A 26,452-nucleotide genomic window follows, 5' to 3' on the forward strand; every position below is an offset into this window, starting at 1 on the left:
GGAACCAATTTCATCGCCGGGGATTGAACAGAGCACAAGTATCCGTGTCCGCAGATGAAAGGACATGGCCGATCCCACAAGGTTCTTCCCCATGGAATGGCCCATTCTCATTCTGCTGATCACCCAGATCCTTCTTCCAGCCTTCTTTCTGCTCTGGCTCTGGCTGCCGAGCCCGGCCGACCGGCTCGGCTGGCTCACGCGCGTGGTCTACGGCGCGGCCTATTTCGCCTTCGTCACGGTCATCGGGCGCTGGGATTTCCTGGGCACGGCGCTGACCTTCCTGCTGCCGGTCGCCTTCGTCGCGGCGACCGGCCTTTCCTATCTGCGTGTGCGTCGCCGCCGCTGGAACGCTTCATCCTCGGTGCTGCGCACGCATGGTTTCACCGCGGCCATGGCCGTGTTCTTCCTGGCGCTGACGGCGCGGGCGCTCTCCGGCTACGGCTATCAGGAGACGGCGGTCGATCTCGCCTTTCCCTTTGGCGCCGGCACCTACTATGTCGGCCAGGGCGGCGGCACGGCGTCGATCAACCATCACCACGGCAGCCAGAGCCAGCGCTTCGCCCTCGACATCGTCGCCCTCAACGGCTTCGGCATGCGCGCGGCAGGGCTGATGCCGGAGAACCTTTCGGACTACGCGATCTACGACCGCGAGGTGAAGAGCCCCTGCAACGGCATCGCCATATCCACCCATGACGGGATCGACGACAACCGCATTTCCGAGACGAACACCGAGGCGCCGGCGGGCAACCACGTCATCCTCGCCTGCGGCACGGCGCGCATCCTGCTTGCCCATTTCCGCAAGGGCTCCATCGTGGTCGCCGACGGCGCGATCGTCACGAAGGGCGAGACGCTCGGGCGCGTCGGCAATTCGGGCAATTCCTCCGAGCCGCACCTGCACATGCATGCCTATCTCGGCGGCACGCGCGACTACAATGAAGGCCAGGGCGTGCCGATGACCTTCGATGGCCGCTTCCTCGTGCGCGGCTCGACCGTCACGGTGCCTTGATCCGCTCGAACCAGCCCTCTTCGTCGATCACCTCGACGTTGAATTCCCGTGCCTTGTCGAGCTTGGAGCCGGCGCCCGGCCCCGCCACCACGAGATCCGTCTTCTTGGAGACCGAGCCCGCCACCTTGGCGCCCAGCCGCTCGGCCATGGCCTTCGCCTCGTCGCGCGTCATCTTTTCCAGCGAGCCGGTAAACACCACCGTCTTGCCGGCGACCGGGCTCGAGCTTGCCACGACCACCTCGGCCGCCTCCGGCGTCACCTCCTGCAACAGCCGGTCGATCACGTCGAGATTGCGCGGCTCCTTGTAGAACTCGACCATCGCCCGGGCGACGACCTCGCCGATGCCGTCGATGCTGTTGAGCTCGTTCCACGCCTCGCCGGACAGCGAGACGGAGGCCTTCATGCCCTCCTCGAAGGCCGCATAGGTTCCGTAGGCACGCGCCAGGAGCTTGGCATTGGTCTCGCCGACATGGCGGATGCCGAGCGCATAGATGAAGCGGTTGAGCGCGATCGACCGGCGGGCATCGATGGCGTCATAGAGCTTGCGCACACTGACCTTGCCGAAACCGTCGATGTTTTCGAGCTTGGTGAGCGAATCGGCCTGCCGCTTCTCCAGCGTGAAGATGTCCGGCGCGGTGCGGATCGTCAGCGACGGATCTTCAGCCGCGAAGAAGAAATCGATCTGCTTGGCGCCCAGCCCCTCGATGTCGAAGGCATTACGCGAAACGAAATGCTTCAGGTGCTCCACCGCCTGCGCGCGGCAGACGAAACCGCCCGTGCAGCGCGTGACGGAATCGAGCCGGCCCGTCTTCTCGTTGCGCTCGCGCACGGCATGGCTGCCGCAGACCGGGCAGGTCTTCGGGAATTCGTAGCGCTGCGCCTCCGCCGGCCGCTTTTCCATCACCACGTCCAGCACCTGCGGAATCACGTCGCCCGCGCGCTGCACGATGACCGTGTCGCCGATGCGGATGTCATGATCCTCCGCGCGGATGCGCTCGCCGCTGTTGCCGATGCCCTCGATATAGTCGGCATTGTGCAGCGTCGCATTGGTGACGACCACGCCGCCGACCGTGACGGGCGTCAGCCGCGCGACGGGCGTCAGCGCGCCGGTGCGGCCGACCTGGATATCGATCTTCTCGACGGTGGTGAAGGCCTGCTCGGCCGGGAACTTGTGCGCCGTCGCCCAGCGCGGCGAGCGGGAGCGGAAACCGAGGCGCTCCTGCAGCGCCAGCTCGTCCACCTTGTAGACGACACCGTCGATGTCGTAGTCAAGGTCCGGGCGGGCAAGGCCGATCTCCCGGTAATGCGCGATGATGTCGTCGACGCGGGAAAGCCGCCTGGTCAGCGGGTTGACGGGGAAACCCCAGCTCTTCAGGGTCTCGATCATGCCGTATTGCGTATCCGCCGGCATCGCCGACATCTCGCCCCAGGCGTAGGCGAAGAAACGCAGCCTGCGGCTCGCCGTGACGCTCGCGTCGAGCTGGCGCAGCGAACCCGCCGCCGTGTTGCGCGGGTTGACATAGGTCTGCTTGCCCTCCGCCGCCATCTTCTCGTTGAGCGCCAGGAAGTCGCTCTTGGCCATGTAGACCTCGCCGCGTACCTCCACGACGTCCGGCGCACCGGTCGGCAGGCGGTTCGGGATTTCTGCGATGGTGAGCACGTTGGCGGTGACGTTCTCGCCCGTCGTGCCGTCGCCGCGCGTCGCCGCCGTCGTGAGGCGCCCGTTCTCGTAGCGGATCGACATGGAAAGGCCGTCGATCTTCGGCTCGGCGGTAAAGGCGATCGAATCGTCCGGCAGGCGGCCGAGGAAGCGGTAGACGGAGGCGACGAAATCCCGGACATCCTCGTCGGAGAACGTGTTGTCGAGCGAGAGCATCGGGCGCGAATGGGTGATCGGCGCGAAGGTCGGCAGCGGCGCGGAGCCCACCCGGCGCGACGGACTGTCGTCGCGGACGAGCGCCGGGAACCGCGCCTCGATCGCCTCGTTGCGCCGCTTCAGCGCGTCGTAGTCGGCGTCCGAGATCTCCGGCGCGTCCTGGCCGTGATAAAGTTCGTCATGGCGCGCGATTTCCGCCGCCAGATAGGCAAGCTCGGCTGCTGCCTCTTCTTCGGTGAGATGCTCGACGGGGGTTTTCACATTTGCCATGGCCTGCTCCGGATTAGGCCACCGGTTTTAGAGAAAAGCTGACGAAAGGAAAGATGGAACAGCCCCTCATCCCGCTGCCGCGACCTTCTCCCCGCAAGCGGGGAGAAGGGGAACGCCGCCCGGGCTTCCCAGATTTTCTCCGCCGGCTGTTTGGGGAAAACGGAGCCACATCGCCCTTCGCCCCGCTTGCGGGGAGAAGGTGCCGGCAGGCGGATGAGGGGCAGCCCGCTACACCCCGCCCGACAGCAGCCGCGCCGCGGCCGCCCTCGCCTCGTCCGTCACCGAGGCACCGGCCAGCATGCGGGCGATCTCCTCGGTGCGGGCGCCGTCATCCATCCGGGCGACGCGGGTGGCGACCGTCTCGCTGCCTTCGACCGGCCCCTTGGAGATGAGCAGATGCGTCGCCGCGCGGGCCGCGACCTGCGGGGCGTGGGTGACGGAGAGCACTTGCACGGTCGAAGAGAGCCGCTTCAGCCGCTGGCCGATGGCATCGGCCACCGCGCCGCCGACTCCGGTGTCGATTTCGTCGAAGACGAGGGTCGGCGCGGAGCCGCGATCGGCGAGCGCCACCTTCAGCGCCAGCAGGAAACGCGAGAGCTCGCCGCCGGAGGCGACCTTCATGATCGGGCCGGGGCGCGTACCGGGATTGGTCTGGACGTGGAATTCGACCGTGTCGATCCCCTCCTCCGCGCCGCCTTCCGGGTCGGTGGTGATCTCGACGGTGAAGCGCGCACGCTCCAGCTTCAGCGCCGGCAGCTCGGCCATCACGGCGGCGGCGAGCGCCTCTGCCGCATGGTGGCGCTTGTCCGAAAGCGCGCGGGCGGCAAGTTCGAAGGCGGCGCGCGTCTCGGCAAGATGGGCCTGAAGGCGCACCAGCTTCTCCTCGCCCGCATCGAGATCGGCAAGATCGGCGATCATCTTGGCGGCGAGCGCCGGAAGGCCGGTGACGGGCACGGAATATTTGCGGGCGGCCGCGCGCAGGGCGAAGAGGCGCTCTTCCGTGCGCTCCAGCTCCTTGGGGTCGTATTCGGTCTTGCGCAACGCCACCTCGACGGCCATCTGCGCATCGGAAAGCTGGTTCAGCGCCTGGTCGAGCAGTTCGACCGTTTCCTCCAGCAGGCCCGGCGCCTCGTGGCTCTTGCGCTCCAGCCGGCGCACGAGCGCGGCGATGAGCGGCACGGGCGAGGCATTGCCGTTCAGGAACTCGCTTGCCTCGTTGATGTCGCCGGCAATGCGCTCGGCCTTCATCATGCGCGCGCGGGTTTCCGCCAGCACATCCTCCTCCCCGTCCTGGGGCGAGAGGATTTCGAGCTCCTCGACGGAGGAGCGCAGGTAATCGGCCTCGCGGGCCGCCGCCTCCACCTTCTCGCGGTGGCGGCGCAGCGTGCGCTCGGCTTCCTTCCACTGATGATAGAGCGTGCCGACGTCAGCAGCCGCCTCGCCAAGGCCGCCGAAGGCATCGAGCAGCAGGCGGTGCGCATCGGTGTCGACGAGCGCGCGGTCGTCGTGCTGGCCGTGGATCTCGACGAGACGCTGGCCGGCCTGGCGCATCAGCTGCACGGAGACCGGCTGGTCGTTGACGAAGGCCTTGGTGCGTCCGTCGGCGGATTGCTGGCGGCGGAAGATCAGGTCGCCGTCGTCATCGATGCCGTTGTCGCGCAGCAGCGCGCGGGCGGCATGGCCGTGCGGCACGTCGAAGACGGCCGTCACCTGGCCGCGCTCCAGGCCGTGACGCACCAGCGAGCCGTCGCCCCGCCCGCCGAGCGCCAGCGAAAGACTGTCGAGAAGAATGGACTTGCCGGCGCCCGTCTCGCCCGTCAGCACGGAAAGGCCCGGCTCGAAAGCGAGGTCGAGCCGTTCGATCAGGACGATATCGCGGATCGAAAGCTGCGCCAGCATGCGGTGTTTGCTCTTCGGTCAGACGCCGAGCAGGTTCTTGCCGGCGCGGGAAATCCAGGATCCGGTATTTTCGCGCGGCTCCAGCCCCTTCGATTGAAGCAGCTTGTAGCTGTCGGCATACCACTGGCTGTCGGGATAGTTATGGCCGAGCACCGCCGCCGCCGTCTGCGCTTCCGTATCCACGCCCATGGCGTAATAGGTCTCGACGAGACGGGCGAGCGCTTCCTCGATCTGGTTGGTCATCGGATATTTCTCGACGACGACACGGAAGCGGCTGGCGGCCGCGATATATTCCTTGCGCTCGAGATAGTAGCGGCCGACCTGCATTTCCTTGCCGGCGAGCTGGTCGCGGGCAAAGCGCATCTTGGTCTGCGCGTCCTCGACATATTCCGAATCGGGATAGTTCTCGACGACGGCCTGCATGGCTTCCAGCGTCTGCGCCGAGGCGCGCTGGTCCTGCGTCACGCTCGGGATCTGCTTCCAGTAGGCAAGGCCGACGATGTATTGCGCATAGGCCGCGTCTTCCGAACCCGGATAGAGGTTGAGATAGCGTTTGCCGGCGGCGATCGCTTCCTCGTTGCGGCCCTGACGGTAATTCGTGAAGGCCGACATGACGAGCGCCTTGCGCGCTTCCTCGGAGAACGGATGCTGGCGGTCGACGGCCTCGAACTTGCGGCTCGCCTCGCCCACCTTGCCGGCATTGAGGTTGGCAAGGCCCTGGTTGTAGAGCTTGTCGGCCGGTTCGGTCTCGCCGGTCAGCTTGGTGATGTCGATGTCCGGATCCGACTGGCACGCGGAAAGGACGACAGGCGAAGCCGCCGCAAAAAGCGTAAGATAGACAATGCGCGCCGTCTTCTTCACACCAACAGACCCTGCAACAACCATGTGACAATCCCAGTTCAACGGACGCGGTGCGGTAACCCGCCGCGCGCGCCCCGCGTTGTATCTCCAAATGCGTGAAGACCGCAACGCCATGCCGGCGCATTAACGCATTTTTATGGCAAGGCTGTCTGGAAGCGCACGCCTTACAGGGACCAGGGCGCAAACTCGGGGGCGTTGACGGCGATCAGCTCGCGCTGGCCGGCGCGCGAGCGCGGCGCGGAGGCTTCGACGACCTCGTAGGCCGTGCGGTCGCTGAGCAGCGCCTTCAGCGCATGGGCGTTCATCCTGTGGCCGCCGCGATAGGAGCGGTAGCAGCCGATGAACTGCGCGCCGGCAAGCGCAAGGTCGCCCACGGCATCGAGCGTCTTGTGACGCACGAACTCGTCCTTCGCGTAGCGCAGGCCCTCGACATTGATCACGGTGTTGTCGTCGGAGATGACGACGGAATTTTCCAGCGACGAGCCGAGCGCATGGCCGGAGGCCCAGAGCTTTTCCACATCGCGCATGAAACCGAAGGTGCGGGCGCGCGACAATTCGCTGCGGAAGGTCATCGGCGTCAGGTCGCCCTTCCAGGCCTGGCGGCCGATCAGCGGGCAATCGAAATCGATCTCGACCTCGAATCGCGTGCCGTCATAGGGCGAGAACTCGGCCCAGGAAGCGCCGGCCTCGACGCGCACCGGCTTGACGATGCGGATATAGCGGCGCTTGACGGCGAGCGGGATGAGGCCGACCTGGTCGATCGCATCGATGAAGGGGGCCGAGCTGCCGTCCATGATCGGCATTTCGGCGCCGTGGACCTCGATGAGGACATTGTCGAGACCGAGCGCATAGAGCGCGGCCATGACGTGCTCGACGGTGGCGATCGACGTCGCGGGCGTGAAGCCGAGCACGGTGCACAGGTCCGTGTTACCGACCTGCGCGGAGACCGCGCGGTACTCGCTCACGGTGCCGTCGTCGTGCAGGCGCTGGAAGAGGATACCGCTGTCGGCTTCGGCCGGGTTGAAGGTGATCGATACGGCCGCGCCGGAATGGACGCCCGTGCCGGCAATCGTCACCGGGCTCGCAATCGTCGTCTGGAAACCGAGCATACCGATCGTCATGTGCATTCGCCTCGTCTTACTGTCGGCTCATTCTTCGCCGACATTCTTATTTCACGGGCTCGCGGGAGCCCCGGTATTTCATTGGCCCAAGGAAACCCTTGGCCGGGCGCGTTGCGCCCACCGACAAGTCCGCCTCAACGTCTGGAGTGATTTGATGCCTCCGGCGTGATGCCGGCATCCGATCCCTGACTGGCCCCTGTGCCTAGTGTGAATGTAGTAGGTCCCTCAGGGTTACACAAATCACTGTTTCTTTCGTTTTGTTACGCTCCACATCAACGGCAAACTCTTGAATTTAGACAAGAATCAAAAATGCCCGGACCACGGTCCGGGCATTCTGTCAACGGGCTCCGGGGAAGGCCTCAGTTCGACTGGCGGCGCAGGAACGCCGGGATTTCGAGCTGGTCGTCCTCACCGAGCGAACGCGGCTGCGGATTGGCGCGGCCATGATCGTCGAGCTGACCGCGGCGCGGGGCGTAGAGGCTGGCTTCGGCCGACAGCGGACGGCGCTGCTGCTGGGCCTGCGGCGCCGGCTCCTGGGCGGCCTGCGGCTCCTCGTGACGGCCGAGCGAGGACGTCAGGCGCTTGAGGAGGCCCATCGGGCCGCGCTCTTCGCTGTGCGAGGCGACCGGCTGCTGGGCGGCGCGGTGGTCGATCTCGGCCTGCACGACGGGCGGGAAATCCTCGATCTTCGGCATGCGCATCGTCTGCGGCTCCTGACGGATGATCGGAGCGGACGGCTCGACGCGCTGCTGCATGACCGGGGCCTGCTGCATCGGCTGCTGCTGGACCGGGCGCTGCACCGGCGTCTCGGCCGGGGCGGCGAACAGGCGGTTCTGCAGGCGCGGCTCTTCCTGGACGGAAGCCACCGGCTGCTGCACCGGAGCCGGACGGTTCACCGGAATGGCGAGTTCCCGCTCGAGGTTCTCCTCCGAGGCGCGGATGGCCTCGGCGATCGGATCGACGACCAGCTGCTGGGCGACCGGCTGCTGCATGACGGGCTGCGGGACCGGCTGGGGCTGCGGCGCTGCGGCCTGGACCTGCGGCTGGGCCGGAACGGCGGCGGGGCGGACTACCGGCTTGCTGTGGCTGCGAAAGTCAGCATGACGTGCAGCCACCTCCGAGGCCGCGCGGTCGATGCCGGTTGCAACAACGGAGACGCGGATCAGGCCTTCGAGCTCTTCGTCGAAGGTTGCGCCGAGAATGATGTTTGCGTCCGGATCGACTTCCTCGCGGATACGGGTCGCGGCTTCGTCGACTTCGAAGAGGGTGAGGTCACGGCCGCCGGTGATCGAGATCAGCAGGCCCTGCGCGCCCTTCATCGAGGTTTCGTCGAGCAGCGGGTTGGCGATAGCCGCTTCCGCGGCGGCCATGGCGCGGCCTTCGCCCGAAGCTTCGCCCGTGCCCATCATGGCGCGGCCCATCTCGCGCATCACCGAGCGGACGTCGGCGAAGTCGAGGTTGATGAGGCCTTCCTTGACCATGAGGTCGGTGATGCAGGCGACGCCCGAATAGAGCACCTGGTCGGCCATCGCGAAGGCGTCGGCAAAGGTGGTCTTGTCGTTGGCGATGCGGAAGAGGTTCTGGTTCGGGATGACGATCAGCGTGTCGACCGACTTCTGCAGTTCCTGGATGCCCTCTTCGGCAAGACGCATGCGGCGGCCGCCCTCGAAGTGGAACGGCTTGGTGACGACGCCGACGGTCAGGATGCCCTTGTTGCGGGCCGCCTGCGCGACGACCGGCGCTGCGCCCGTGCCCGTGCCGCCGCCCATGCCGGCGGTGACGAAGCACATGTGGGTGCCGTTCAGGTGATCGATGATCTCGTCGATGCACTCTTCCGCGGCGGCGCGGCCGACCTCCGGCTGCGAGCCGGCGCCGAGGCCTTCCGTGACGGCGACGCCCATCTGGATGATCCGCGAAGCCTTGGTCATGGTCAGCGCCTGGGCATCGGTGTTGGCGACGACGAAATCGACGCCTTCCAGGCCCGCGGTGATCATGTTGTTGACAGCATTGCCACCGCCCCCGCCGACACCGAAGACGGTGATGCGGGGCTTCAGCTCGGTGATGTCCGGCTTCTGGAGCTTGATAGTCATTGCAGTGTTCCTTTCGTTTCCGGCTGCTTCGCCCAGCCGGTCTATTCCCAAAACTCTAGTGTCGGTCTTTCCCGGCCGTAACGCCGCCGGGAAACCCGTCAGAAACTCTCCTTCAGCCACTGGCCCATGCGGGCGATGCGGCCGTTGCCACCCGTCAGCTGCGAGAGCATGCCGCCCTGCACAGCGTGTTCTTCCAGTTCCGCGACCTGCGGATAGATCATCAGCCCCACCGCCGTCGAAAAGGCGGGCCCCTTGGCCGCCGTCGGCAGGCCGGAGACGCCGAGCGGGCGGCCGATGCGGACATTACGGGCAAGGATGCGGCGGGCCGCTTCCGGCAGGCCGGTGAGCTGGCTGGCGCCGCCCGTCAGCACGATCCTTTTCCCGACGATCGGCGAGAAGCCGGAGCGCTGGATGCGGTCGCGGATGAGTTCGAGCGTCTCTTCGATGCGTGCCCTGACGATGCGGGACAGCAGCGCGCGCGGCACATGGGTCGGCTGGTCGCGGTCGTCCTCGCCGATCGGCGGGACGGTGACGATGTCGCGCTCGTCGCTGGCGTTCGGCAGGGCCGAGCCGTGCACGACCTTCAGGCGTTCGGCATCCTCGATGCGGGTCGACAGGCCACGCGCGAGGTCCGTCGTGACGTGGTGGCCGCCGAGCGAGACGGCATCGGAGTGCACCAGCTTGCCTTCGGCGAAGACGGAGATCGTCGTCGTGCCGCCACCCATGTCGATCGAGGCGCAGCCGAGTTCGACCTCGTCGTCGACGAGGGCCGAAAGGCCGCTCGCATAGGGCGTCGCCACCATGCCCTCGACGGAGAGGTGCGCACGGTTGATGCAGAGTTCGAGGTTCTTCAGCGCGGCCCGTTCGGCCGTCAGCACATGCATGTCGACGCCGAGCACGTCGCCGAACATGGAGAGCGGATCGCGGATGCCGCGCTCGCCGTCAAGCGAGAAGCCCGTCGGCAGCGAATGGAGGATGGCGCGGTCCTGGCGCAGCGACTGCTGGCCGGCGACGGCGAGCACCTTGCGCAGGTCGTTGGCATCGACCTCCTGGCCTCCGAGATCGATGGTCGCGGTGTAGACGTCGCTCTGCAGGCGGCCGGCCGAGACGTTGACGATCAGGCTCTCGATGGTGAGGCCGGCCATGCGCTCGGCGGCATCGACGGCAAGGCGCACGACGCTTTCGGCGGCATCCAGATCGGTGATGACACCGTTCTTCACGCCGCGCGATTTCTGGTGGCCGATGCCGATGACCTCGACATTGTGCGTGCGGCCGGGAAGGATCTCGCTTTCGGCGCGCGGCGTCAGCCGGCCGATCATGCAGACGACCTTGGTGGAGCCGATGTCGAGGACCGAAACGACATGCGCCCGCTTGGAGGAAAGCGGCTTCAAGCGCGGCAGGCCAAAATGGGACGAACCGAAAATGCTCATGTGCGCTTCGCTGCCTTCTTCAGGTCCTTCGTTCTCTGCTCGACCGCCGCATTGCGGCGTTCCAGCGCCCCTTCCGTCAAACGGACCGTCGTACGGTCTTCGAGCCGGAGATCGACGGCCGCGATGTCGCGCTCCAGGATCCCCTGCTCCGCTTCCAGCGTCGCCAGCGTGTCCATGGCGCGCGGCACGTTGTGCTCCGGCAGCTTGACGACGATGCCGTTGTCGAGCCTCAAGTCCCAGCGACGGCCGGCGACCCGGATATAGGCCTTCACCCGCGCCTTGATTTCCGGCCAGTTGTCGAACTCGTCGGCAAAGCCGGCCGCGGCCGTCTCCGCGTCGCGGCCGACGAACAGCGGCAGCGTCGAGAACTTGTTGTCGCGCAGCGGCGCGATGACGCTGCCGTTCTTCTCAATCAGCGACAGGTCGGAGCCGTGCTGCCAGATGGCGAAGGCTTCCCGCTCCTTCAGTGCGATCTCGATCGTGCCCGGATAGACTTTCCGCACGGATGCGTCCTCGACCCAGGGCAGCTCGGTGAGCTGCTTGCGGGCTTCCTTGACGTCGAGGGCGACCAGCGAGGTCGTGCCGTCGAGGCCGAGGCGCTCCAGAATGTCGATTTCCGAGGTCTCGCGGTTGCCGGAGACCTTGACGTCCTCGATGGCAAAGCCGATCGCCGTCGTCGAGGCCTGGGCGACATCCTGCGAATGGCCGCCCAGCGACATGCCGTAAAGGCCCGTCGCGCCGATGAACAGCACGGTGGCGACGCTGCCGGTGTGGCGCGGAATATGGATGCGGCCGGCCGCGAGGCTGACCAGGAACCGGACAATCCGGCGCAGCGGGCGCGGCAGCACGCGACCGGCTTCCGTATCCGGCAACCCGACGGGGCGCACCCTGCTCTTCTTGACGCTCAACGCAAACACGACGCGTCCTCCACCATCCACCGCAAGAATTCACCAAAGGAATGGCCGGCATGAACGGCCATTTCGGGCACCAGGGAGGTCGGGGTCATGCCGGGCTGGGTGTTGATCTCCAGCCAGATAAGCTCGCCATTCTCGGAGAATCGGTCGTCGTAACGGAAGTCGGAACGGCTGACGCCACGGCACCCGATCGCTTGATGCGCCTTGAGGGAGAGTGTTTGAACTTTTTGGTAAATATTCGGTGAAATTTGCGCCGGGATGACGTGTTTCGAGCCGCCTTTCACATATTTGGAATCATAGTCGTAGAAAGCGTGGCCCTGCGGCACCACTTCCGTCACGCCGAGCGCGACGTCGCCCATGACGCCGCAGGTCAGCTCCCGGCCGTAGATGTAGCGCTCGACCATGACGCTGTCGCCATAGCGCCATTCGGACGAGGTGATGATCTGCGGGGGATGCGACTGGTCTTCCTTGACCATGACGACGCCGAAGGACGAGCCTTCGCGCACCGGCTTGACCACGTATGGCGGCTTCATCGGATGCGCCGAGGTGAAATCGAAGCGATCCATCAGCCGCTGCTCGGCGATCGGAATGCCGGCGGCCTTGGCGATGATCTTCGCCTGCGCCTTGTCCATGGCGAGCGCCGAGGCGAGCACGCCGGAATGGGTATAGGGGATCTGGAGATATTCGAGGATGCCCTGGATGGTGCCGTCCTCGCCGAAGGGCCCGTGCAGCGCATTGAAGGCGACGTCCGGCTTCAGTTCGGCAAGCACGCTCGCGACGTCGTGGCCGACATCGACGCGGGTGACCTTGTAGCCCTCGGCCTCAAGCGCGTCGGCGCAGGCGTTGCCCGACGAAAGGCTCACCGGCCGTTCCGACGAAAAACCACCCATCAGCATCGCGACATGCTTCACGCTCATAGAACCCCCAACTGAATTCCGTACTCTGGTGCTCGTCCCTTGCGCGGACCTGATTTGCTTGCGATCCGACTCGGGCAGCGAGGTAGGATCACTAGAACGTCATTAAGGTTAATGAAGCGTTTACTTTCGTTAACCGGAGCCGCCCGGAGGCGAATTTTCCTGTCCCGAATCAAGTCGCGCTTCGATTCTCTCTCTGGAATCAGAGAGTTGTGGCCGACGCAAGAAAAAGAAGAATTTAGAATTCTCTAAAGCGGAACCGGAAGCCGGGCCCATGGCCGCAAACCCCTGGTAAACGCGGGCAACGCCTCCAGCGCACGAAAAGTACGATTTTTCGCCGGCCTGCGTACTTTTGTTGTTTCGCTGACCGCCCGGTTGGCGTAATAAACCGCCGCTGCCTCCCAAGACAGCTTCAAAAACCAAGAAAAGGCACCCATGATGAGTGACACGCTCGCTTCCGGGTCGCCGACCGCAACGCATTCCAACCGCGCTGGGCTCAACTCCCCGGCGCGCGTTCTTTTTGCAAGCCTGGTCGGAACGACCATCGAATTCTTCGATTTCTACGTCTATGCCACGGCCGCCGTGCTGGTCTTCCCGACGCTGTTCTTCCCGAACAGCGATCCGACGACGGCCCTGCTCGCCTCTTTCGCGACCTTCTCGATCGCCTTCTTCGCCCGCCCGCTCGGCGCGATCGTCTTTGGCCACTATGGCGACCGCATTGGCCGCAAGACGACGCTGGTGGCGGCGCTTCTGACCATGGGCGTCTCGACCGTGATCATCGGCCTGCTGCCCTCCTACGAGACGATCGGCGTTCTCGCGCCGCTGCTCCTGGCGCTTTGCCGCTTCGGCCAGGGCTTCGGCCTTGGCGGCGAATGGGGCGGCGCGGTGCTGCTGGCGACGGAAAATGCCCCGCCCGGCAAGCGCAGCTGGTACGGCATGTTCCCGCAGCTCGGCGCACCCGTCGGGCTCTTCCTCTCCTCCGGCGTCTTCTGGCTGCTGCTGCATGTCATGTCGCAGGAATCGCTGCTCGCCTGGGGCTGGCGCATCCCCTTCGTCGCCTCGATCGTGCTGATCGCCGTCGGCCTCTGGGTTCGCCTGTCGATCACCGAGACGCCGGCCTTCCAGAAGGCCATCGAAAAGCAGGAGCGTGTCGAGGTCCCGGTCGTGGAGCTCTTCCGCAACCACAAGCGCAGCCTCGTGCTCGGCACCTTCGTGGCGCTCGCCACCTTCGTGCTGTTCTATATCGGCTCGGCCTACCTGCTCTCCTACAATGTCAAGGTCCTGAAGCTGCCCTTCGTCGAGGCGCTGGAAGTCCAACTGCTCGGCTCTGTGCTGTTCGGCCTCTTCATTCCCTTCGCCGGCAAGCTCGCCGAAAGGTTCGGCCGCCGGGAGGTGCTGATCCTCACGACCGTGCTGATCGGCGCCTTCTCGTTCCTCCTGCCGGGACTGATGACGAGCGGCGAGAGCGGCATCTTCGTCTTCGTCATTCTCGCCATGGCGCTGATGGGCATGACCTACGGTCTCATCGGCACGGCGCTCGCCGCGCCCTTCCCCACCAAGGTGCGCTATACGGGTTCGTCGATCACCTTCAACTTCGCCGGCATCTTCGGCGCCTCGCTCGCGCCCTATATCGCGACGTGGCTGCAGGCGAACTACGGCATGACCTATGTCGGCTACTATCTCGGCATATCGGCCGTGATCACGCTGGCCTGCATCCTGCTTTCGGGCAAGGAAGAGGTCTGAGCCCTTCGGGACCTTCGAGAGAAAACCCGCCGCGGCGACGCGGCGGGTTCTTTTTGTCCGCGATCAGTCGTCCTCGCCGACAACCTTCCAGATCACCGCGCCGATCACCGCGCCGAGGACCGGAGCAAGCCAGAACAGCCAAAGCTGCGAAAGCGCCGCCGTATCGGCAAAGAGCGCGACGCCGGTCGAGCGGGCCGGATTGACCGAGGTGTTCGTCACCGGGATCGAGATGAGATGGATCAGCGTCAGGCCGAGGCCGATGGCGATCGGTGCGAAGCCGACCGGCGCACGGCCATGGGTCGAACCGAGGATTATGATGAGGAAGAAGGCCGTCAGCACCACCTCGGCAACCAGCGCCGCCGTCAGCGAATAGCCGCCGGGCGACAGGTCGCCATACCCGTTCGAGGCGAATCCGCCCGCCTGGAAGCCCGTCTTACCGGAAGCGATGAGATAAAGCACCACCGCCGCGACGACCGCGCCCACGACCTGCGCCACGATATAGGGCACAAGGCTGGACGCCGGGAACTTGCCGGCCACCGTCAGGCCCACGGAGACGGCCGGATTGAAGTGCCCGCCGGAGATGCCGCCGACCGTATAGGCCATGGTGAGCACCGTAAGGCCGAAGGCGAAGGCGACACCGAGATGGCCGATGCCGACCTCCGGGAAGGCGGCGGCCAGCACCGCGCTGCCGCAACCGCCGAAGACGAGCCAGAACGTGCCGAGGAATTCGGCTGAGAGTTTCTTGAACATGAATGCCCCCTGGTCAAAACCCCGCTGGAGCGGGGCTTCATCGCGCAACCAACGCGCGACCGAGCATAGCCTTCGCTAAACCCGCATGAACAGGGGCTGAACGAAGAAAATGAATCTGCGCGCCTGCTAATCAAGCACGCAGATTCGCCTTCAATGCAAGGGTGGGGTCGGCCTGCGCCGCGCCGCTTTCGCCGACCAGCCTCCAGGCCGCCGCGCCGACGACGGCGCCGAGCATCGGGGCGAGCCAGAACAGCCAGAGCTGCGAGAGGGCCGCCGTCTCGGCAAAGAAGGCAACGCCCGTCGAGCGGGCCGGGTTGAGGGAGGTGTTCGTGACCGGGATCGAAACGAGGTTGATCGCCGTCAGGCTGAGGCCGATGACGACGGGCGCGACATCCACCGGCGCGCGGCGATGGGTCGAGCCGAGGATGATGAAGAGGAACAGCGCCATCAGCACCACTTCGCTCACCAGGCCGGCCGTCAGCGAATAGCCGCCCGGGGAGAGATCGCCATAGCCGTTCGCGGCAAAACCGCCCGGCCGGAAGCCCGCCTTGCCGGAGGCGATGAGATAGAGAACGGCGCCCGCCGCCGTCGCACCCGCGACCTGCGCCACCATGTAGGGCAGGATATGGCCCGCCGGAAACCGGCCGGCGACGGCGAGGCCCACGGAAACGGCCGGGTTCATGTGCCCGCCGGAAATGCCGCCGATCGTGTAGATCATCGCCATCAGCGCGATGCCGGCGGCAAGGGAGACGCCGGCAAGGCCGATGCCGACCTGCGGAAAGGCAGCAGTCAATATCCCGCTGCCACAGCCGCAGAAGACGAGCCAGAACGTGCCGATGAACTCGGCGGCAAGTTTCCTGTTCATGAATATCCCCATCAGGACCCTGGCATGCAGGGCCGTCGCGCGCCGGAGGCGCGACGTCACACGGTTTCGTTTCGGTGAACTTGCCTGTGGGGGAGAGGGCGTTTCTCGAACGCCCCAGCAAGAATCGTGTCGGATCAGGCCGTTGCGCGGCCCAGGAACTCCTTGACCTCGTAGCCCGGCATGAAATTGCCGAGGCGCTTGATTTCCCATTGCAGCATGATGCCGGAATGCTCCAGCACGCGGCTGCGCACGGTCTCGCCGAGATATTCCAGCTCGTAGCCGGTGGCCTGGCCCGTGTTGATCATGAAATTGCAGTGCATCGGCGACATCTGTGCGCCGCCGATCATAATGCCGCGGCAGCCCGCCTCGTCGATCAGCTTCCAGGCCGAATGCCCCTCGGGGTTCTTGAAGGTCGAGCCGCCGGTCTTCTCGCGGATCGGCTGCACGGTCTCGCGGTGCTGGCGCACCGCATCCATCCTGCCGCGGATATCCGTCTTGTCGCCCGCCGCGCCTTGGAAGACGGCGTGGGTGAAGATCAGGTCGGACGGCGCGGCGGAATGGCGATAGGTATAGCCCATGTCCGCATTGGACAGCACATGCGGATTGCCCTTGCGGTCGATCGCGTACACCTCCACGACAAGATCCTTGGTCTCGCCGCCATTGGCGCCGGCATTCATGCGCAGCGCACCGCCGATCGAGCCGGGAATGCCGTAATAGAACTCGAAGCCGGCAATGCCGTGGTCGAGCGCCATGGCGGCGATGTTCTTGTCCGGGCAGATCGCGCCGGCCTTGATCCGGTTCTCGCCCGCAAGCTCGACATCGCCGAAACCCTTGGCCGAGAGGCGGATGACGACCCCCGGAATGCCGCCGTCGCGCACAAGGAGGTTCGAGCCGACGCCGGTCACGGTGACCGGCACCTCCTCCGGCACGAGCTTGAGGAAGGTGGCGAGGTCCTCGCTGTCGTGCGGATGGAACATCAGCTCGGCAAGGCCGCCGGCGCGGAACCAGGTGACGCGGTCCATCGGTGCATCGGGCGTCAGACGGCCGCGGACCTCCTTGATCCCCTCGCCCAACGACGCCAGAAGTTTCGCACCATCCACCTGCTTCATGCCACCTGCCCCGAAATGCCTGCCAATTCCTTCGGCAGCGCCTGCGCCCAATACGTGATGCTGCCAGCCCCCAAGAGAACCACAAAGTCACCGGGCTTTGCAATGCCGGCGACGACGGGCGCCAAAGCTTCCGGCGACGGCAGGAAGCGCGCATCCCGGTGGCCGGCGGATTTGATGCGGGAAACCATCTCCTCCGCGGTGACGCCGTCGATCGGGTCCTCGCCCGCCGCATAGATCGGCGCGATCATCACCGTGTCGGCCTCGTTGAAGCAGCCGGCGAACTCCTCGAACAGGCTCGCGACGCGGCTGTAGCGGTGCGGCTGGTGAACGGCGATGACGCGGCCCGCGCAGGCCTCGCGCGCCGCGCGCAGCACGGCCTTGATCTCGACCGGGTGGTGGCCGTAGTCGTCGTAGACGTTCACGCCGTTCCAGCTGCCGGTCAGCGTGAAGCGGCGCTTGACGCCGCCGAAGCCGGCAAGCCCCCGGGCGATCGCCTCCGGCGACATGCCGAGACGCTGGGCAACGGCGATGGCCGCGGTGGCGTTGGAAACGTTGTGGCGGCCCGGCATCGGCAGGCGCAGGTCCTTCAGCGCGATGACCTGGCCGGTGCGGCGGCGGCGGATCTCCACGTCGAAGACGGAGATCGCGCCGTCCATGCGGATATTGGAAAAGCGCACGTCGGCCTGCGGGTTCTCGCCGTAGGTGATGACCTTGCGGTCCTCGATGCGGCTGACCATGGCCTGCACCTCCGGATGGTCGAGGCACATGACGCCGAAGCCGTAGAACGGCACGTTCTCGACGAACTGGCGGAAGGCCGCGCGCACGGCGTCGAAATTGCCGTAGTGGTCGAGATGTTCCGGGTCGATGTTGGTGACGACGGCAATGTCGGCGGGCAGCTTCAGGAAGGTGCCGTCCGATTCGTCCGCCTCCACCACCATCCACTCGCCCTCGCCCATGCGCGCGTTCGTACCATAGGCGTTGATGATGCCGCCATTGATGACGGTCGGGTCGAGCCCGCCGGCCTCCAGAAGCGTCGCGACCATCGAGGTCGTCGTCGTCTTGCCATGCGTGCCGCCGATGGCGATGGCATTGCGGAAGCGCATCAGCTCGGCGAGCATTTCCGCCCGGCGCACGACCGGCAGCAGCTTTTCGCGCGCCGCGACGAGTTCCGGGTTGTTCTTCTTGATGGCGGTGGAGACGACGACCACTTCGGCGTCGCCGAGGTTTTCCGCCTTGTGGCCGACGAAGACATCGATGCCCTTCTCGCGCAGGCGCTGCACATTGGCGCTGTCCGCCTGGTCGGAGCCCTGCACCTTGTGGCCGAGATTGTGCAGCACCTCGGCAATGCCGCTCATGCCGATGCCGCCAATGCCGATGAAATGAACGAGCCCTATGCTCTGCGGCATCTTCATGGCCGTTCTCCCTTGAATTGTGCGCCCTTGAACTGTGCAATGGGCCTGCCGCCCGCAATAGCCTCAACCATCGAGGCGAGCAAGCGCGCGGCATCCGGTTTGCCCGCCTTTCTGGCGTTTGCGGCCATGGCCGTCATGCCCGCCGGATCATGCATCGCCTTGGAGACGATGCCCGCCAGGCGCTCCGTCGAAAGCTCTCCTTGCGCGATCACCTTCGCCCCGCCGCCCGAAGCCAGCGCCGCGGCATTCGCCGCCTGGTCGTGATCAAGCGCATAGGGATAGGGCACGAGGATGGCGGGACGGCCGATGACCGAGACTTCGGAGACCGTCGAGGCGCCGGAGCGGCTGATGACGAGATGGGCGTTGCCGATGCGCGACGCCATGTCGGTGAAGAAGGGCGAGACATCGGCCGGAATGCCGAGCTCGCCATAGGTGCGCACGACCTCGTCGCGGTCTTCCGGCCGCGCCTGCTGGGTGATTCGGAGCCGCGCCCGGTCGGCGGGTTCCAGCGCCGCGATCGCCGAGGGGATGGCCTTGGAGAAGAACTGCGCGCCCTGGCTGCCGCCGAAGACGACGAGGCGGAATTCGCCCTCCGCCGAGGCCTGGTAGGGAATGTCTGCGGCTTCGAGCACGGCGGGGCGGACCGGATTGCCCGTCGTCACCGTCTTTGCCGCATATTGCCCGCCCGTCTCCGGCAGGAAGCCGCCGGCGATCGCCTTCACGCGGTTCGCCAGCGCCTTGTTGGCGCGGCCCATCACCGCGTTCTGCTCGTGGATCATCGAGGGGATGCCCATGCCCGTCGCGGCGAGAAGCGGCGGAACGGTGGGGTAACCGCCGAAGCCGACGACCACCTTCGGCCGCAGGCGCGCCATCAGTCTGCGCGCGACGCGAATGCCCTTCCACAGCGTGAAGAGCGATTTCACGACGCTGACCGGGTTCTTCGAGCCGATCGTCGCGGAGGGAACGACATGGATCTCGTCCGCCGGAAATTTCCCGGCAAAACGCTCGGCGCGGCTGTCGGTGACGAGATGCACCGACCAGCCGCCGGCCTTCAGCTCATGGGCGAGCGCCTCTGCGGGAAAGAGATGGCCGCCGGTGCCACCGGCGGCGAGGAGAACGATGCCTTTGCTCATGAGGTGCATGCCTTGTGCGTTGCGGAGGCATTACCCCCCTCTGCCCTGCCGGGCATCTCCCCCTCAAGGGGGGAGATTGAATCGTGGCACCGCCTTGCTTCCAGCCGATCTCCCGCCCTGAGGGGGAGATGCCCGGCAGGGCAGAGGGGGGTGAAACCCACATGCGCCATCGAACCGATCACTCCGCAGGCGCCACGATGCCGCCGCGGAAGAGGCTGCGCTCGGAGGCGCGCTTTTCCGGGCGGTGGCGGGTCAGCGCCAGGATGAAGCCGGCCGTCACGCAGATCGCGATCATCGACGAGCCGCCATAGGAGATCAGCGGCAGCGTCATGCCCTTGGCCGGCAGCAGCTCGAGGTTCACGCCGATATTGATCATCGACTGCGTACCGATCTGCAGCACGAGGCCGGCAACAGCGAAACGCGTGAAATCGTTGCGCTCCTTGAAGGCATGGTTGAGGCCGCGCATCACCACGAAGGCGAAGATCATGACGATGACCATGCAGAAGAGGATGCCGAACTCCTCCGCCGCGACGGAGAAGATGAAGTCGGTATGGCTGTCCGGGATGATGCGCTTGACGGTGCCCTCGCCCGGCCCCTGGCCGAACCAGTCGCCGCGGATGATGGCTTCCCGCGCCGTGTCCATCTGGAACGTGTCGCCCTCGCCGGTCAGGAACTTGTCGATACGGCCAGCCACATGCGGCAGGAAGGTGTAGGCCGTCAGGAGGCCGCCGACGGCCGCGCCGCCGAGCACTATGATCCACAGCCACGGCATGCCGGCCATGAAGAACATGCCGCCCCAGACGGCGGCTGTCAGGATGGTCTGGCCAAGGTCTGGCTGGGCGACGAGCAGCGCCGCGACGATGCCGAAGAGGATGATGGCGAAGAGGTTGCCGGGGATTTCCGGCTGGCGGGCATGCTCGGCAAAAAGCCAGGCGCAGATGACGACGAAGGCCGGCTTCATGAATTCGGACGGCTGGATGGAGAAGCTGCCGATCGAGATCCAGCGCCGCGAGCCCTTGACCTCGACGCCGAAGAACAGCGCCAGCACCATGGCCGCAAGCGAGACGACGAGCAGGATCATCGCCGCGCGCCGCACCTGGCGGGGCGACATGAAGGAAATGCCGAACATCACCGCGATGGCCGGAATCAGGAACACGGCGTGGCGCTTGACGAAGTGGAAGCTGTCGAGCCCGAGGCGCTCGGCAACCGGCGGGCTGGCCGCGAAGGACAGCATGAAGCCAAGGCCCATCAACAGGATGAAGGCCGCCAGGAAGAACCGGTCTATCGTCCAGAACCAGTCCGCCAATGCACCACGTTCGGCACGACTAACCATGTCTCGTTCCTCTCACTAAGCGGTTCGGATTCCCCCGCGTCCACTCCCTCTCCTCCGTCATCCTCGGGCTTGACCCGAGGATCCACGCGGCACGCACGGCGCAAATGGATCCTCGGGTCAAGCCCGAGGATGACGGAGAGGCAGGGAGCAAGGTCGCAAATCCCGATACCATCCTAAACCTCGACCAGCATGGACACGCCCGGCAGCGCCGAAACGTGTTTCACGAAGGCATCACCCCTGACTTCAAAGTTCTTGTACTGGTCGAAGCTTGCGCAAGCCGGGGAGAGCAGAACGGCAACCGGGCCGTTTCCTTCCCGCTCGGCATCCGCCGCCGCGTCCTGGACCGCCCGTTCCAGCGTGCCCGACATGTCGAAGGGCACGGCCTCGCCGAGCGTCGCCGCGAAGGCGGGCGCCGCCTCGCCGATGAGATAGGCCTTGGCGATCTTCGGAAAGAAGGCACCGAGCGAGGAAATCCCGCCCTCCTTCGGCACGCCGCCGGCGATCCAGTAGATGCGCTCAAAGCTCGACAGCGCCGGCGCGGCCGCATCGGCATTCGTCGCCTTCGAATCGTTGACGAACAGCGTGTCGCCCTTGCGGCCGACCGGCTGCATGCGGTGCCTGAGGCCCGGGAAGGAGGCAAGGCCGGCGCGGATCTCGTCCTCACTGAGGCCGACCGCAAGGCAGGCCGCGACGGCCGCGGCGGCGTTCTGCGCATTGTGGGCGCCGCGCAGGGTCTCGATCGGGGAAAGGTCCGCGATCACGCGGGTCGCCCCGCCCTGCGCCAGGATGAGGCGCGGGCCATCGGCATAGATGCCGTCGGCCAGCACGTTGCGCTTGGAGATGCGCACGACCTTCGTGCCGGCCCGCTCGACGCGATCGGCGATGCGCTCGCAGAAACTGTCGTCGACGCCGACGATCGCCGTCCGGCTGCCGGCGACAAGGCGTTCCTTGACATCGGCATAGTGCTCCATCGAGCCGTGGCGGTCGAGATGGTCGGGCGTCAGGTTGAGAAGGATGCCGGCGGACGGGTTCAGCGTCGGCGCCAGGTCGATCTGGTAGGAGGAGCACTCGACCACGTAGAAGCGGCCGGCCTTCGGCGGATCGAGCGTCAGCACCGCCGTGCCGATATTGCCGCCGAGCTGGGTATCGCGCCCGCTCGCCTTGAGGATATGGGCGATCAGCGCCGTCGTGGTCGACTTGCCGTTCGTGCCGGTGATGGCGACGAAGGCGCAGTCGGGCGCATGCGCCCGGCGCTCGCGCACGAAGAGCTCGACATCGCCGATGATCTCGACGCCGGCGGCGCGGGCAAGTTCCGCGCTCCAATGGGGTTTGGGATGGGTGAGCGGCACGCCGGGCGAAAGCACCAGCGCGTCCACGGCCTTCCAGTCGAGCCTGCGCAGGTCGCCCGTCCGGATGCCGGCGGACGACGCGTTCTCGACGCTCGACGCGCTGTCGTCCCAGGCGATGACCTCGGCGCCGCCCGCAGCAAGCGCCAGTGCCGTCGCAAGGCCGGAGCCGCCGAGCCCGAAGAGCGCGACCGTCTTTCCCTTGAAGGTGGTGACGGGGATCATGACCGGCTCACCGCAGCTTGAGCGTGGAAAGGCCGACCAGCGCCAGCACCACGGCGATGATCCAGAAGCGCACGACGACCTGGCTTTCCGTCCAGCCCTTCTTTTCGAAATGGTGATGGATCGGCGCCATCAGGAAGACGCGCCGGCCCGTGAGCTTGAAGGAGGCGACCTGGATGATGACCGACAGCGTCTCCATGACGAAGAGGCCGCCGATGATCGCCATGACGATCTCGTGCTTGGTGGCGACGGCGACCGTGCCGATGAGGCCGCCGAGGGCCAGCGAACCGGTATCGCCCATGAAGATGGCGGCCGGCGGGGCGTTGAACCACAGGAAGCCGAGGCCGGCGCCGATGACCGCGCCGAGCACGACGGCGAGCTCGCCCGTGCCGGGCACGAAATGGATCTGCAGGTAGTTCGCGAAGACGGCGTTGCCGGCGAGATAGGCGATGACGCCGAACGAGGCGGCCGAGATCATCACCGGAACCGTGGCAAGGCCGTCGAGCCCGTCCGTCAGGTTCACCGCATTGCCGGCAGCAACGATGACGAAGCCGCCGAACAGCACGAAGAAGATGCCGAGATTGATCAGGAAATCCTTGGCGAAGGGAAAGGCGATGGAGGAGCCGAAGGTCGAACCAGCCGCCCCCGTCGCAAGCGAGGCGCGCATCATGAAGTAGGTCGCCACGCCCGCGATGATGAACTCGAGGCCGAGGCGCGCCTTGCCGGAAAAGCCCTTCTCCGTCTGCTTGGTGACCTTGAGATAGTCGTCGTAGAAGCCGATCGCGCCGAAGCCGAGCGTCACGAGCAGGGTCGCGACCACATAGACGTTGGAAAGATCGGCCCAGAGCAGCGCGCTGCCGACGATGCCGGCAAGGATCATTAGGCCGCCCATGGTGGGCGTGCCGGCCTTCTTGAAATGCGTCTGCGGTCCGTCGGCACGGATCGGCTGGCCCTTGCCCTGGCGGATGCGCAGCGAGGAGATGATCATCGGTCCGAAGAGGAAGACGATGGTGGCCGAAGTGAACAGCGCAGCGCCCGTCCTAAAGGTAATGTAGCGGAACAGGTTGAACACCTGCACGGTGTCAGCCAGCTCGACGAGCCAAAGCAGCATTGTCACCCTTTCCCCAAAAGGTTCCCCGCATCATCCGCGGCGTGACCGACCGCGGACGGAGATGTCGATTCCATAAAAAAGAAGGCCCGGCGGGCATCTGCCCGGCCGAACCTCCCTCAAAGCTCGCGTTCCCTCTCCGGGAACGTCGGATATTTGTCAAGCAGGGCCGCCACGATACGGCTGAATCCCGTGCCCTTCGACGATTTCACGACCAGGACGTCGCCCGGCTGCACCGCATCGAGCGCATGGGCGGCAAGCGCGTCCGCCGTGTCGCGGTATTCCGTCGCCACGCCCTCCGGCAGTACATCCCGCAGCGCCGCCATGTCCGGTCCGCCGAGCCAGACGTCGCCGATGCCCGCCTCCAGAAGCGGTTCGGCAAGGCCGGCATGGACGAGAGGCGAATGCTCGCCCATTTCCAGCATGTCGCCGAGCACGGCGATGCGCCGGCCCCGGCCATGCGGCTCGGCATCGCGCAACAGCGCGATCGCCGCGCGCATCGAGGCCGGGTTGGCATTGTAGCTCTCGTCGATCAGCGTGAACCAGCCGCCGCCCTTGGCGAGCCGGTAGCGGCGTCCCCGCCCCTTCTCCGCCTGCATGGTGGCAAGCCCCGCCATCGCCTTCTCGATATCGCCGCCGGCAAGATGCACCGCGCCGAGCACGGCGACGGCGTTTTCGGCGATGTGCCGCCCGGGCGCGCCCATCGGCACTTCCAGCGTCTGCCCGCCGACCGCGGCGCGCAAAAGCCCGCCCTCGGCGCTCGGGATGAAATCGAGCAGGCGGAACTCCGCCTTGGCATCGGCGCCGAAGCTGTGGACATGCGAGACGCCGGCCGCCTCAGCCGCCTTTTCGAGGAAGGCGAACTGCTCGTTGTCGCGGTTGAGAAGGGCGTGTCCCCCCGGCACGACACCCTCGAAAATCTCCGCCTTGGCGGCGGCGATCTCCTCGAGATCGCGGAAGTTGCCGAGATGGGCCGGGGCGATCGTCGTGACCATCGCCACATGCGGGCGCACCATGGCGACCAGCGGGCGGATCTCGCCGGGATGGTTCATGCCGATCTCGAAGACGCCGTAATCGGTGGTCTCCGGCATGCGGGCGAGCGTCAGCGGCACGCCCCAATGGTTGTTGAAGGAGGCGACGGAGGCGTGCACGCTGCCGGAGGGGCCGAGCGCCTGGCGCAGCATCTCCTTGGTCGTCGTCTTGCCGACGGAGCCGGTGACGGCGATGATGCGGGCCGCCGTGCGGTCGCGCGCCGCGCAGCCGAGGTCGACGAGCGCCTGGAGCACGTCCGGCACCACGATCATCGGCGTGACGAGCCGGCCGAGCGCCGGCAGCTTGCCTTCGCTGACGACGAGCAGCGCCGCGCCGTTCGCGACCGCGAAGCTTGCGAAATCATGGCCGTCGACGCGGTCGCCCTTGATGGCGAAGAAGGCTTCGCCCGGCGCGATGTTGCGGCTGTCGATGGAAATGCCGGTGACGCCCTGCGGCAGGTTGCCGATGGGGCGGCCATTCAGGGCGGCGACAAGATCAGGCGTGGTCCAGAGCCATTTCAACGGTCGAATTCCTCCAGGGCCTTGCGCAATTCCGCGTGGTCGGAGAACGGCAGCGTGACGGTGCCGACGGTCTGCCCCTCCTCATGCCCCTTGCCGGCGACGATCAGCGTGTCGCCGGATTGCAGCATGCGGACGGCGCTGCGGATCGCCTCGGCACGATCGCCGATCTCGGTCGCGCCCCTGGCCGCCGCCATGATTTCGGAGCGGATGACTTCGGGCACCTCGGAGCGCGGATTGTCGTCGGTGACGACCACCACGTCGGCAAGGCGCGTTGCGATCTCGCCCATGATCGGCCGCTTGCCCCTGTCGCGGTCCCCGCCGCAGCCGAAGACCACGATGACGCGGCCCGTCGTGAAGGGGCGCACGGAGGTCAGCACGTTTTCCAGCGCATCCGGCTTGTGGGCATAGTCGACATAGGCGAGCGCGCCGTTCCTGGCGTGGCCCACCAGTTCGAGCCGGCCGGAGGCGCCGATCAGCTTTTCGAGCGCGGCCATGGCGACGGCGGCGGGAACGCCGGTCGACATGGCAAGGCCTGCCGCCACCAGGGCGTTCGCCACCTGGAAATCGCCGGCGAGCGGGATATGCACTTCATAGATGTCGTCGCCGACATGCACTTCGGCGGTCTGCTTGTGGCGGAAATGCTCGACGCGCTTCAGCGTCAGGTATTCGCCCTTGCGGCCGACCGTGCGCACGTCGAGCCCGGCCTTCCGCGCCGCCTCGATCGCAACGCCCGACCATTCGTCATCGGCATAGATGACGGCGGGCGCGCCCTTGGCGAGCAGCGTATCGAACAGCCGCATCTTCGAGGCCATGTAGTGCTCGACCGTCGGGTGGTAATCCATGTGGTCGCGGCCGAGATTGGTGAAGGCGGCGGCGGCAAGCTTCACGCCGTCGAGACGCGCCTGGTCGAGGCCGTGGCTGGACGCTTCCATCGCGGCGTGGGTGACGCCGGCATCGGCAAGCTCGGCGAGCAGTTCGTGCAGCGACACCGGATCGGGCGTCGTCAGCGAGCCGTAGTCGTTGCGGCCGGGCGCGACGACGCCGGTCGTGCCGATCATCGCGGCGGCGTGGCCGGCATGGGCCCAGATCTGGCGGGTGAAGGAGGCGACGGAGGTCTTTCCGGCCGTGCCGGTCACGGCGACCATGGTTTCCGGCTGGCGGCCGTAGAAGCGGGCGGCGGCAAGCGCCAGGAACCGGCGCGGCTCGGCGACGGGGATGACCGGGACGGAGGCTTCGGCCGTGCTGCCGGCGGCAACGGCAACCGCGGCGGCGCCGCGCGAGACGGCATCGGCGATGAAGGCGCTGCCATCGGCCCTGGTGCCCGAGAGTGCAACGAAGAGATCGCCCGGCTTCACCTTCCGGCTGTCGCTGGTTATGCCGCCGATGTCTATCGCGGCTGCGGCGGAAAGGTCGTTGGTTTCGGGTCCGGCGAGGTCACTGATCTTCATTGTCCGCTCTGCTGCTTTCCAGTGGAAGCCGTTTCCATTCGAATCGGCC

General features: G+C 66.3%; 20 protein-coding genes. 2 read left to right on the forward strand and 18 right to left on the reverse strand.

Features of this window, described 5'->3' with window-relative positions; translation table 11 throughout:
- Positions 1 to 64: 64 nt before the first annotated feature.
- Complete coding sequence (locus MUU56_RS07905; protein ID WP_244766771.1) at positions 65 to 1,006, forward strand: M23 family metallopeptidase; 942 nt, start codon at positions 65 to 67, stop codon at positions 1,004 to 1,006.
- Here MUU56_RS07905 and ligA read toward each other — a convergent pair.
- The 8 genes from ligA to MUU56_RS07945 form a co-directional block, all read right to left on the reverse strand.
- Positions 993 to 3,152: an NAD-dependent DNA ligase LigA gene (gene ligA / locus MUU56_RS07910; RefSeq protein ID WP_244766772.1), complete on the reverse strand. Its 2,160-nt coding sequence runs from the start codon at positions 3,150 to 3,152 to the stop codon at positions 993 to 995. The two genes, MUU56_RS07905 and ligA, sit on opposite strands and share 14 nt — an antisense overlap.
- Before the next feature lie 228 nt (positions 3,153 to 3,380).
- Entirely contained in the window at positions 3,381 to 5,051 is a 1,671-nt protein-coding gene (recN, locus tag MUU56_RS07915) for a DNA repair protein RecN (RefSeq protein ID WP_244766773.1), read from the reverse strand.
- A gap of 18 nt (positions 5,052 to 5,069) precedes the next feature.
- Entirely contained in the window at positions 5,070 to 5,936 is an 867-nt protein-coding gene (locus tag MUU56_RS07920) for an outer membrane protein assembly factor BamD (protein WP_244766774.1), read from the reverse strand.
- 140 nt (positions 5,937 to 6,076) lie between these two features.
- Positions 6,077 to 7,033: a UDP-3-O-acyl-N-acetylglucosamine deacetylase gene (gene lpxC / locus MUU56_RS07925; protein ID WP_244766775.1), complete on the reverse strand. Its 957-nt coding sequence runs from the start codon at positions 7,031 to 7,033 to the stop codon at positions 6,077 to 6,079.
- 359 nt (positions 7,034 to 7,392) lie between these two features.
- A complete protein-coding gene (ftsZ, locus tag MUU56_RS07930) occupies positions 7,393 to 9,123 on the reverse strand; it encodes a cell division protein FtsZ (RefSeq protein WP_244766776.1) in 1,731 nt (576 codons plus the stop codon).
- A gap of 98 nt (positions 9,124 to 9,221) precedes the next feature.
- The gene (ftsA, locus tag MUU56_RS07935) at positions 9,222 to 10,553 is read right to left on the reverse strand and encodes a cell division protein FtsA (RefSeq protein ID WP_244766777.1); all 1,332 of its coding nucleotides are present in this window, start codon (positions 10,551 to 10,553) and stop codon (positions 9,222 to 9,224) included.
- Positions 10,550 to 11,470: a cell division protein FtsQ/DivIB gene (locus MUU56_RS07940; protein WP_244766778.1), complete on the reverse strand. Its 921-nt coding sequence runs from the start codon at positions 11,468 to 11,470 to the stop codon at positions 10,550 to 10,552. Before MUU56_RS07940 ends, ftsA begins: the two co-directional genes overlap by 4 nt.
- Positions 11,458 to 12,384, reverse strand: coding sequence for a D-alanine--D-alanine ligase (locus MUU56_RS07945; protein WP_244766779.1), 927 nt, complete (start codon positions 12,382 to 12,384; stop codon positions 11,458 to 11,460). The genes MUU56_RS07940 and MUU56_RS07945 overlap by 13 nt, the downstream gene beginning before the upstream one ends.
- Positions 12,385 to 12,819: 435 nt before the next feature.
- On the opposite strand from MUU56_RS07945, the gene MUU56_RS07950 reads away from it, so the two are divergent.
- Positions 12,820 to 14,124, forward strand: coding sequence for an MFS transporter (locus MUU56_RS07950; RefSeq protein WP_244767149.1), 1,305 nt, complete (start codon positions 12,820 to 12,822; stop codon positions 14,122 to 14,124).
- Positions 14,125 to 14,187: 63 nt separating this feature from the next.
- Here MUU56_RS07950 and aqpZ (MUU56_RS07955) read toward each other — a convergent pair whose 3' ends face one another.
- The 10 genes from aqpZ (MUU56_RS07955) to MUU56_RS08000 all read right to left on the reverse strand — a co-directional run bounded on the left by aqpZ (MUU56_RS07955) (position 14,188) and on the right by MUU56_RS08000 (position 26,403).
- Entirely contained in the window at positions 14,188 to 14,874 is a 687-nt protein-coding gene (gene aqpZ, locus MUU56_RS07955; RefSeq protein WP_244766780.1) for an aquaporin Z, read from the reverse strand.
- Between the two features lie 130 nt (positions 14,875 to 15,004).
- Positions 15,005 to 15,739, reverse strand: a complete 735-nt coding sequence (gene aqpZ / locus MUU56_RS07960; RefSeq protein WP_244766781.1) for an aquaporin Z — start codon at positions 15,737 to 15,739, stop codon at positions 15,005 to 15,007.
- Between the two features lie 134 nt (positions 15,740 to 15,873).
- Entirely contained in the window at positions 15,874 to 16,848 is a 975-nt protein-coding gene (gene murB / locus MUU56_RS07965) for a UDP-N-acetylmuramate dehydrogenase (protein ID WP_244766782.1), read from the reverse strand.
- Positions 16,845 to 18,260, reverse strand: a complete 1,416-nt coding sequence (gene murC / locus MUU56_RS07970; RefSeq protein ID WP_244766783.1) for a UDP-N-acetylmuramate--L-alanine ligase — start codon at positions 18,258 to 18,260, stop codon at positions 16,845 to 16,847. The genes murB and murC overlap by 4 nt, the downstream gene beginning before the upstream one ends.
- The gene (gene murG, locus MUU56_RS07975) at positions 18,257 to 19,393 is read right to left on the reverse strand and encodes an undecaprenyldiphospho-muramoylpentapeptide beta-N-acetylglucosaminyltransferase (RefSeq protein ID WP_244766784.1); all 1,137 of its coding nucleotides are present in this window, start codon (positions 19,391 to 19,393) and stop codon (positions 18,257 to 18,259) included. The genes murC and murG overlap by 4 nt, the downstream gene beginning before the upstream one ends.
- 178 nt (positions 19,394 to 19,571) lie before the next feature.
- Positions 19,572 to 20,726: a putative lipid II flippase FtsW gene (gene ftsW, locus MUU56_RS07980; RefSeq protein WP_244766785.1), complete on the reverse strand. Its 1,155-nt coding sequence runs from the start codon at positions 20,724 to 20,726 to the stop codon at positions 19,572 to 19,574.
- A 173-nt stretch (positions 20,727 to 20,899) separates the two neighbouring features.
- Complete coding sequence (gene murD, locus MUU56_RS07985; RefSeq protein ID WP_244766786.1) at positions 20,900 to 22,297, reverse strand: UDP-N-acetylmuramoyl-L-alanine--D-glutamate ligase; 1,398 nt, start codon at positions 22,295 to 22,297, stop codon at positions 20,900 to 20,902.
- Between the two features lie 7 nt (positions 22,298 to 22,304).
- Complete coding sequence (gene mraY / locus MUU56_RS07990; RefSeq protein WP_244766787.1) at positions 22,305 to 23,405, reverse strand: phospho-N-acetylmuramoyl-pentapeptide-transferase; 1,101 nt, start codon at positions 23,403 to 23,405, stop codon at positions 22,305 to 22,307.
- Between the two features lie 116 nt (positions 23,406 to 23,521).
- The gene (locus MUU56_RS07995) at positions 23,522 to 24,955 is read right to left on the reverse strand and encodes a UDP-N-acetylmuramoylalanyl-D-glutamyl-2,6-diaminopimelate--D-alanyl-D-alanine ligase (protein WP_244766788.1); all 1,434 of its coding nucleotides are present in this window, start codon (positions 24,953 to 24,955) and stop codon (positions 23,522 to 23,524) included.
- Positions 24,952 to 26,403 (reverse strand): UDP-N-acetylmuramoyl-L-alanyl-D-glutamate--2,6-diaminopimelate ligase, encoded by a 1,452-nt coding sequence (locus MUU56_RS08000; protein ID WP_244766789.1) that lies wholly within the window; start codon positions 26,401 to 26,403, stop codon positions 24,952 to 24,954. The genes MUU56_RS07995 and MUU56_RS08000 overlap by 4 nt, the downstream gene beginning before the upstream one ends.
- Positions 26,404 to 26,452 lie beyond the last annotated feature (49 nt).

The sequence above is a fragment of the Shinella yambaruensis genome (genome assembly GCF_022899355.1).
GTDB classification, from domain to species: domain Bacteria; phylum Pseudomonadota; class Alphaproteobacteria; order Rhizobiales; family Rhizobiaceae; genus Shinella; species Shinella yambaruensis.

Bases quoted from the DNA above. Each gene is read 5' to 3' on its own strand.
- MUU56_RS07950 (WP_244767149.1), top strand. From the start codon at position 12,820: ATGAGTGACACGCTCGCTTCCGGGTCGCCGACCGCAACGCATTCCAAC.
- mraY (WP_244766787.1), bottom strand. From the start codon at position 23,405: ATGCTGCTTTGGCTCGTCGAGCTGGCTGACACCGTGCAGGTGTTCAAC.
- lpxC (WP_244766775.1), bottom strand. From the start codon at position 7,033: ATGACGATCGGTATGCTCGGTTTCCAGACGACGATTGCGAGCCCGGTG.
- MUU56_RS07945 (WP_244766779.1), bottom strand. From the start codon at position 12,384: ATGAGCGTGAAGCATGTCGCGATGCTGATGGGTGGTTTTTCGTCGGAA.
- aqpZ (WP_244766780.1), bottom strand. From the start codon at position 14,874: ATGTTCAAGAAACTCTCAGCCGAATTCCTCGGCACGTTCTGGCTCGTC.
- MUU56_RS07920 (WP_244766774.1), bottom strand. From the start codon at position 5,936: ATGGTTGTTGCAGGGTCTGTTGGTGTGAAGAAGACGGCGCGCATTGTC.
- murG (WP_244766784.1), bottom strand. From the start codon at position 19,393: ATGAGCAAAGGCATCGTTCTCCTCGCCGCCGGTGGCACCGGCGGCCAT.
- MUU56_RS07905 (WP_244766771.1), top strand. From the start codon at position 65: ATGGCCGATCCCACAAGGTTCTTCCCCATGGAATGGCCCATTCTCATT.
- recN (WP_244766773.1), bottom strand. From the start codon at position 5,051: ATGCTGGCGCAGCTTTCGATCCGCGATATCGTCCTGATCGAACGGCTC.
- ftsW (WP_244766785.1), bottom strand. From the start codon at position 20,726: ATGGTTAGTCGTGCCGAACGTGGTGCATTGGCGGACTGGTTCTGGACG.
- murD (WP_244766786.1), bottom strand. From the start codon at position 22,297: ATGATCCCCGTCACCACCTTCAAGGGAAAGACGGTCGCGCTCTTCGGG.
- ftsA (WP_244766777.1), bottom strand. From the start codon at position 10,553: ATGAGCATTTTCGGTTCGTCCCATTTTGGCCTGCCGCGCTTGAAGCCG.
- ligA (WP_244766772.1), bottom strand. From the start codon at position 3,152: ATGGCAAATGTGAAAACCCCCGTCGAGCATCTCACCGAAGAAGAGGCA.
- murB (WP_244766782.1), bottom strand. From the start codon at position 16,848: ATGAAGCAGGTGGATGGTGCGAAACTTCTGGCGTCGTTGGGCGAGGGG.
- MUU56_RS08000 (WP_244766789.1), bottom strand. From the start codon at position 26,403: ATGAAGATCAGTGACCTCGCCGGACCCGAAACCAACGACCTTTCCGCC.
- aqpZ (WP_244766781.1), bottom strand. From the start codon at position 15,739: ATGAACAGGAAACTTGCCGCCGAGTTCATCGGCACGTTCTGGCTCGTC.
- murC (WP_244766783.1), bottom strand. From the start codon at position 18,260: ATGAAGATGCCGCAGAGCATAGGGCTCGTTCATTTCATCGGCATTGGC.
- ftsZ (WP_244766776.1), bottom strand. From the start codon at position 9,123: ATGACTATCAAGCTCCAGAAGCCGGACATCACCGAGCTGAAGCCCCGC.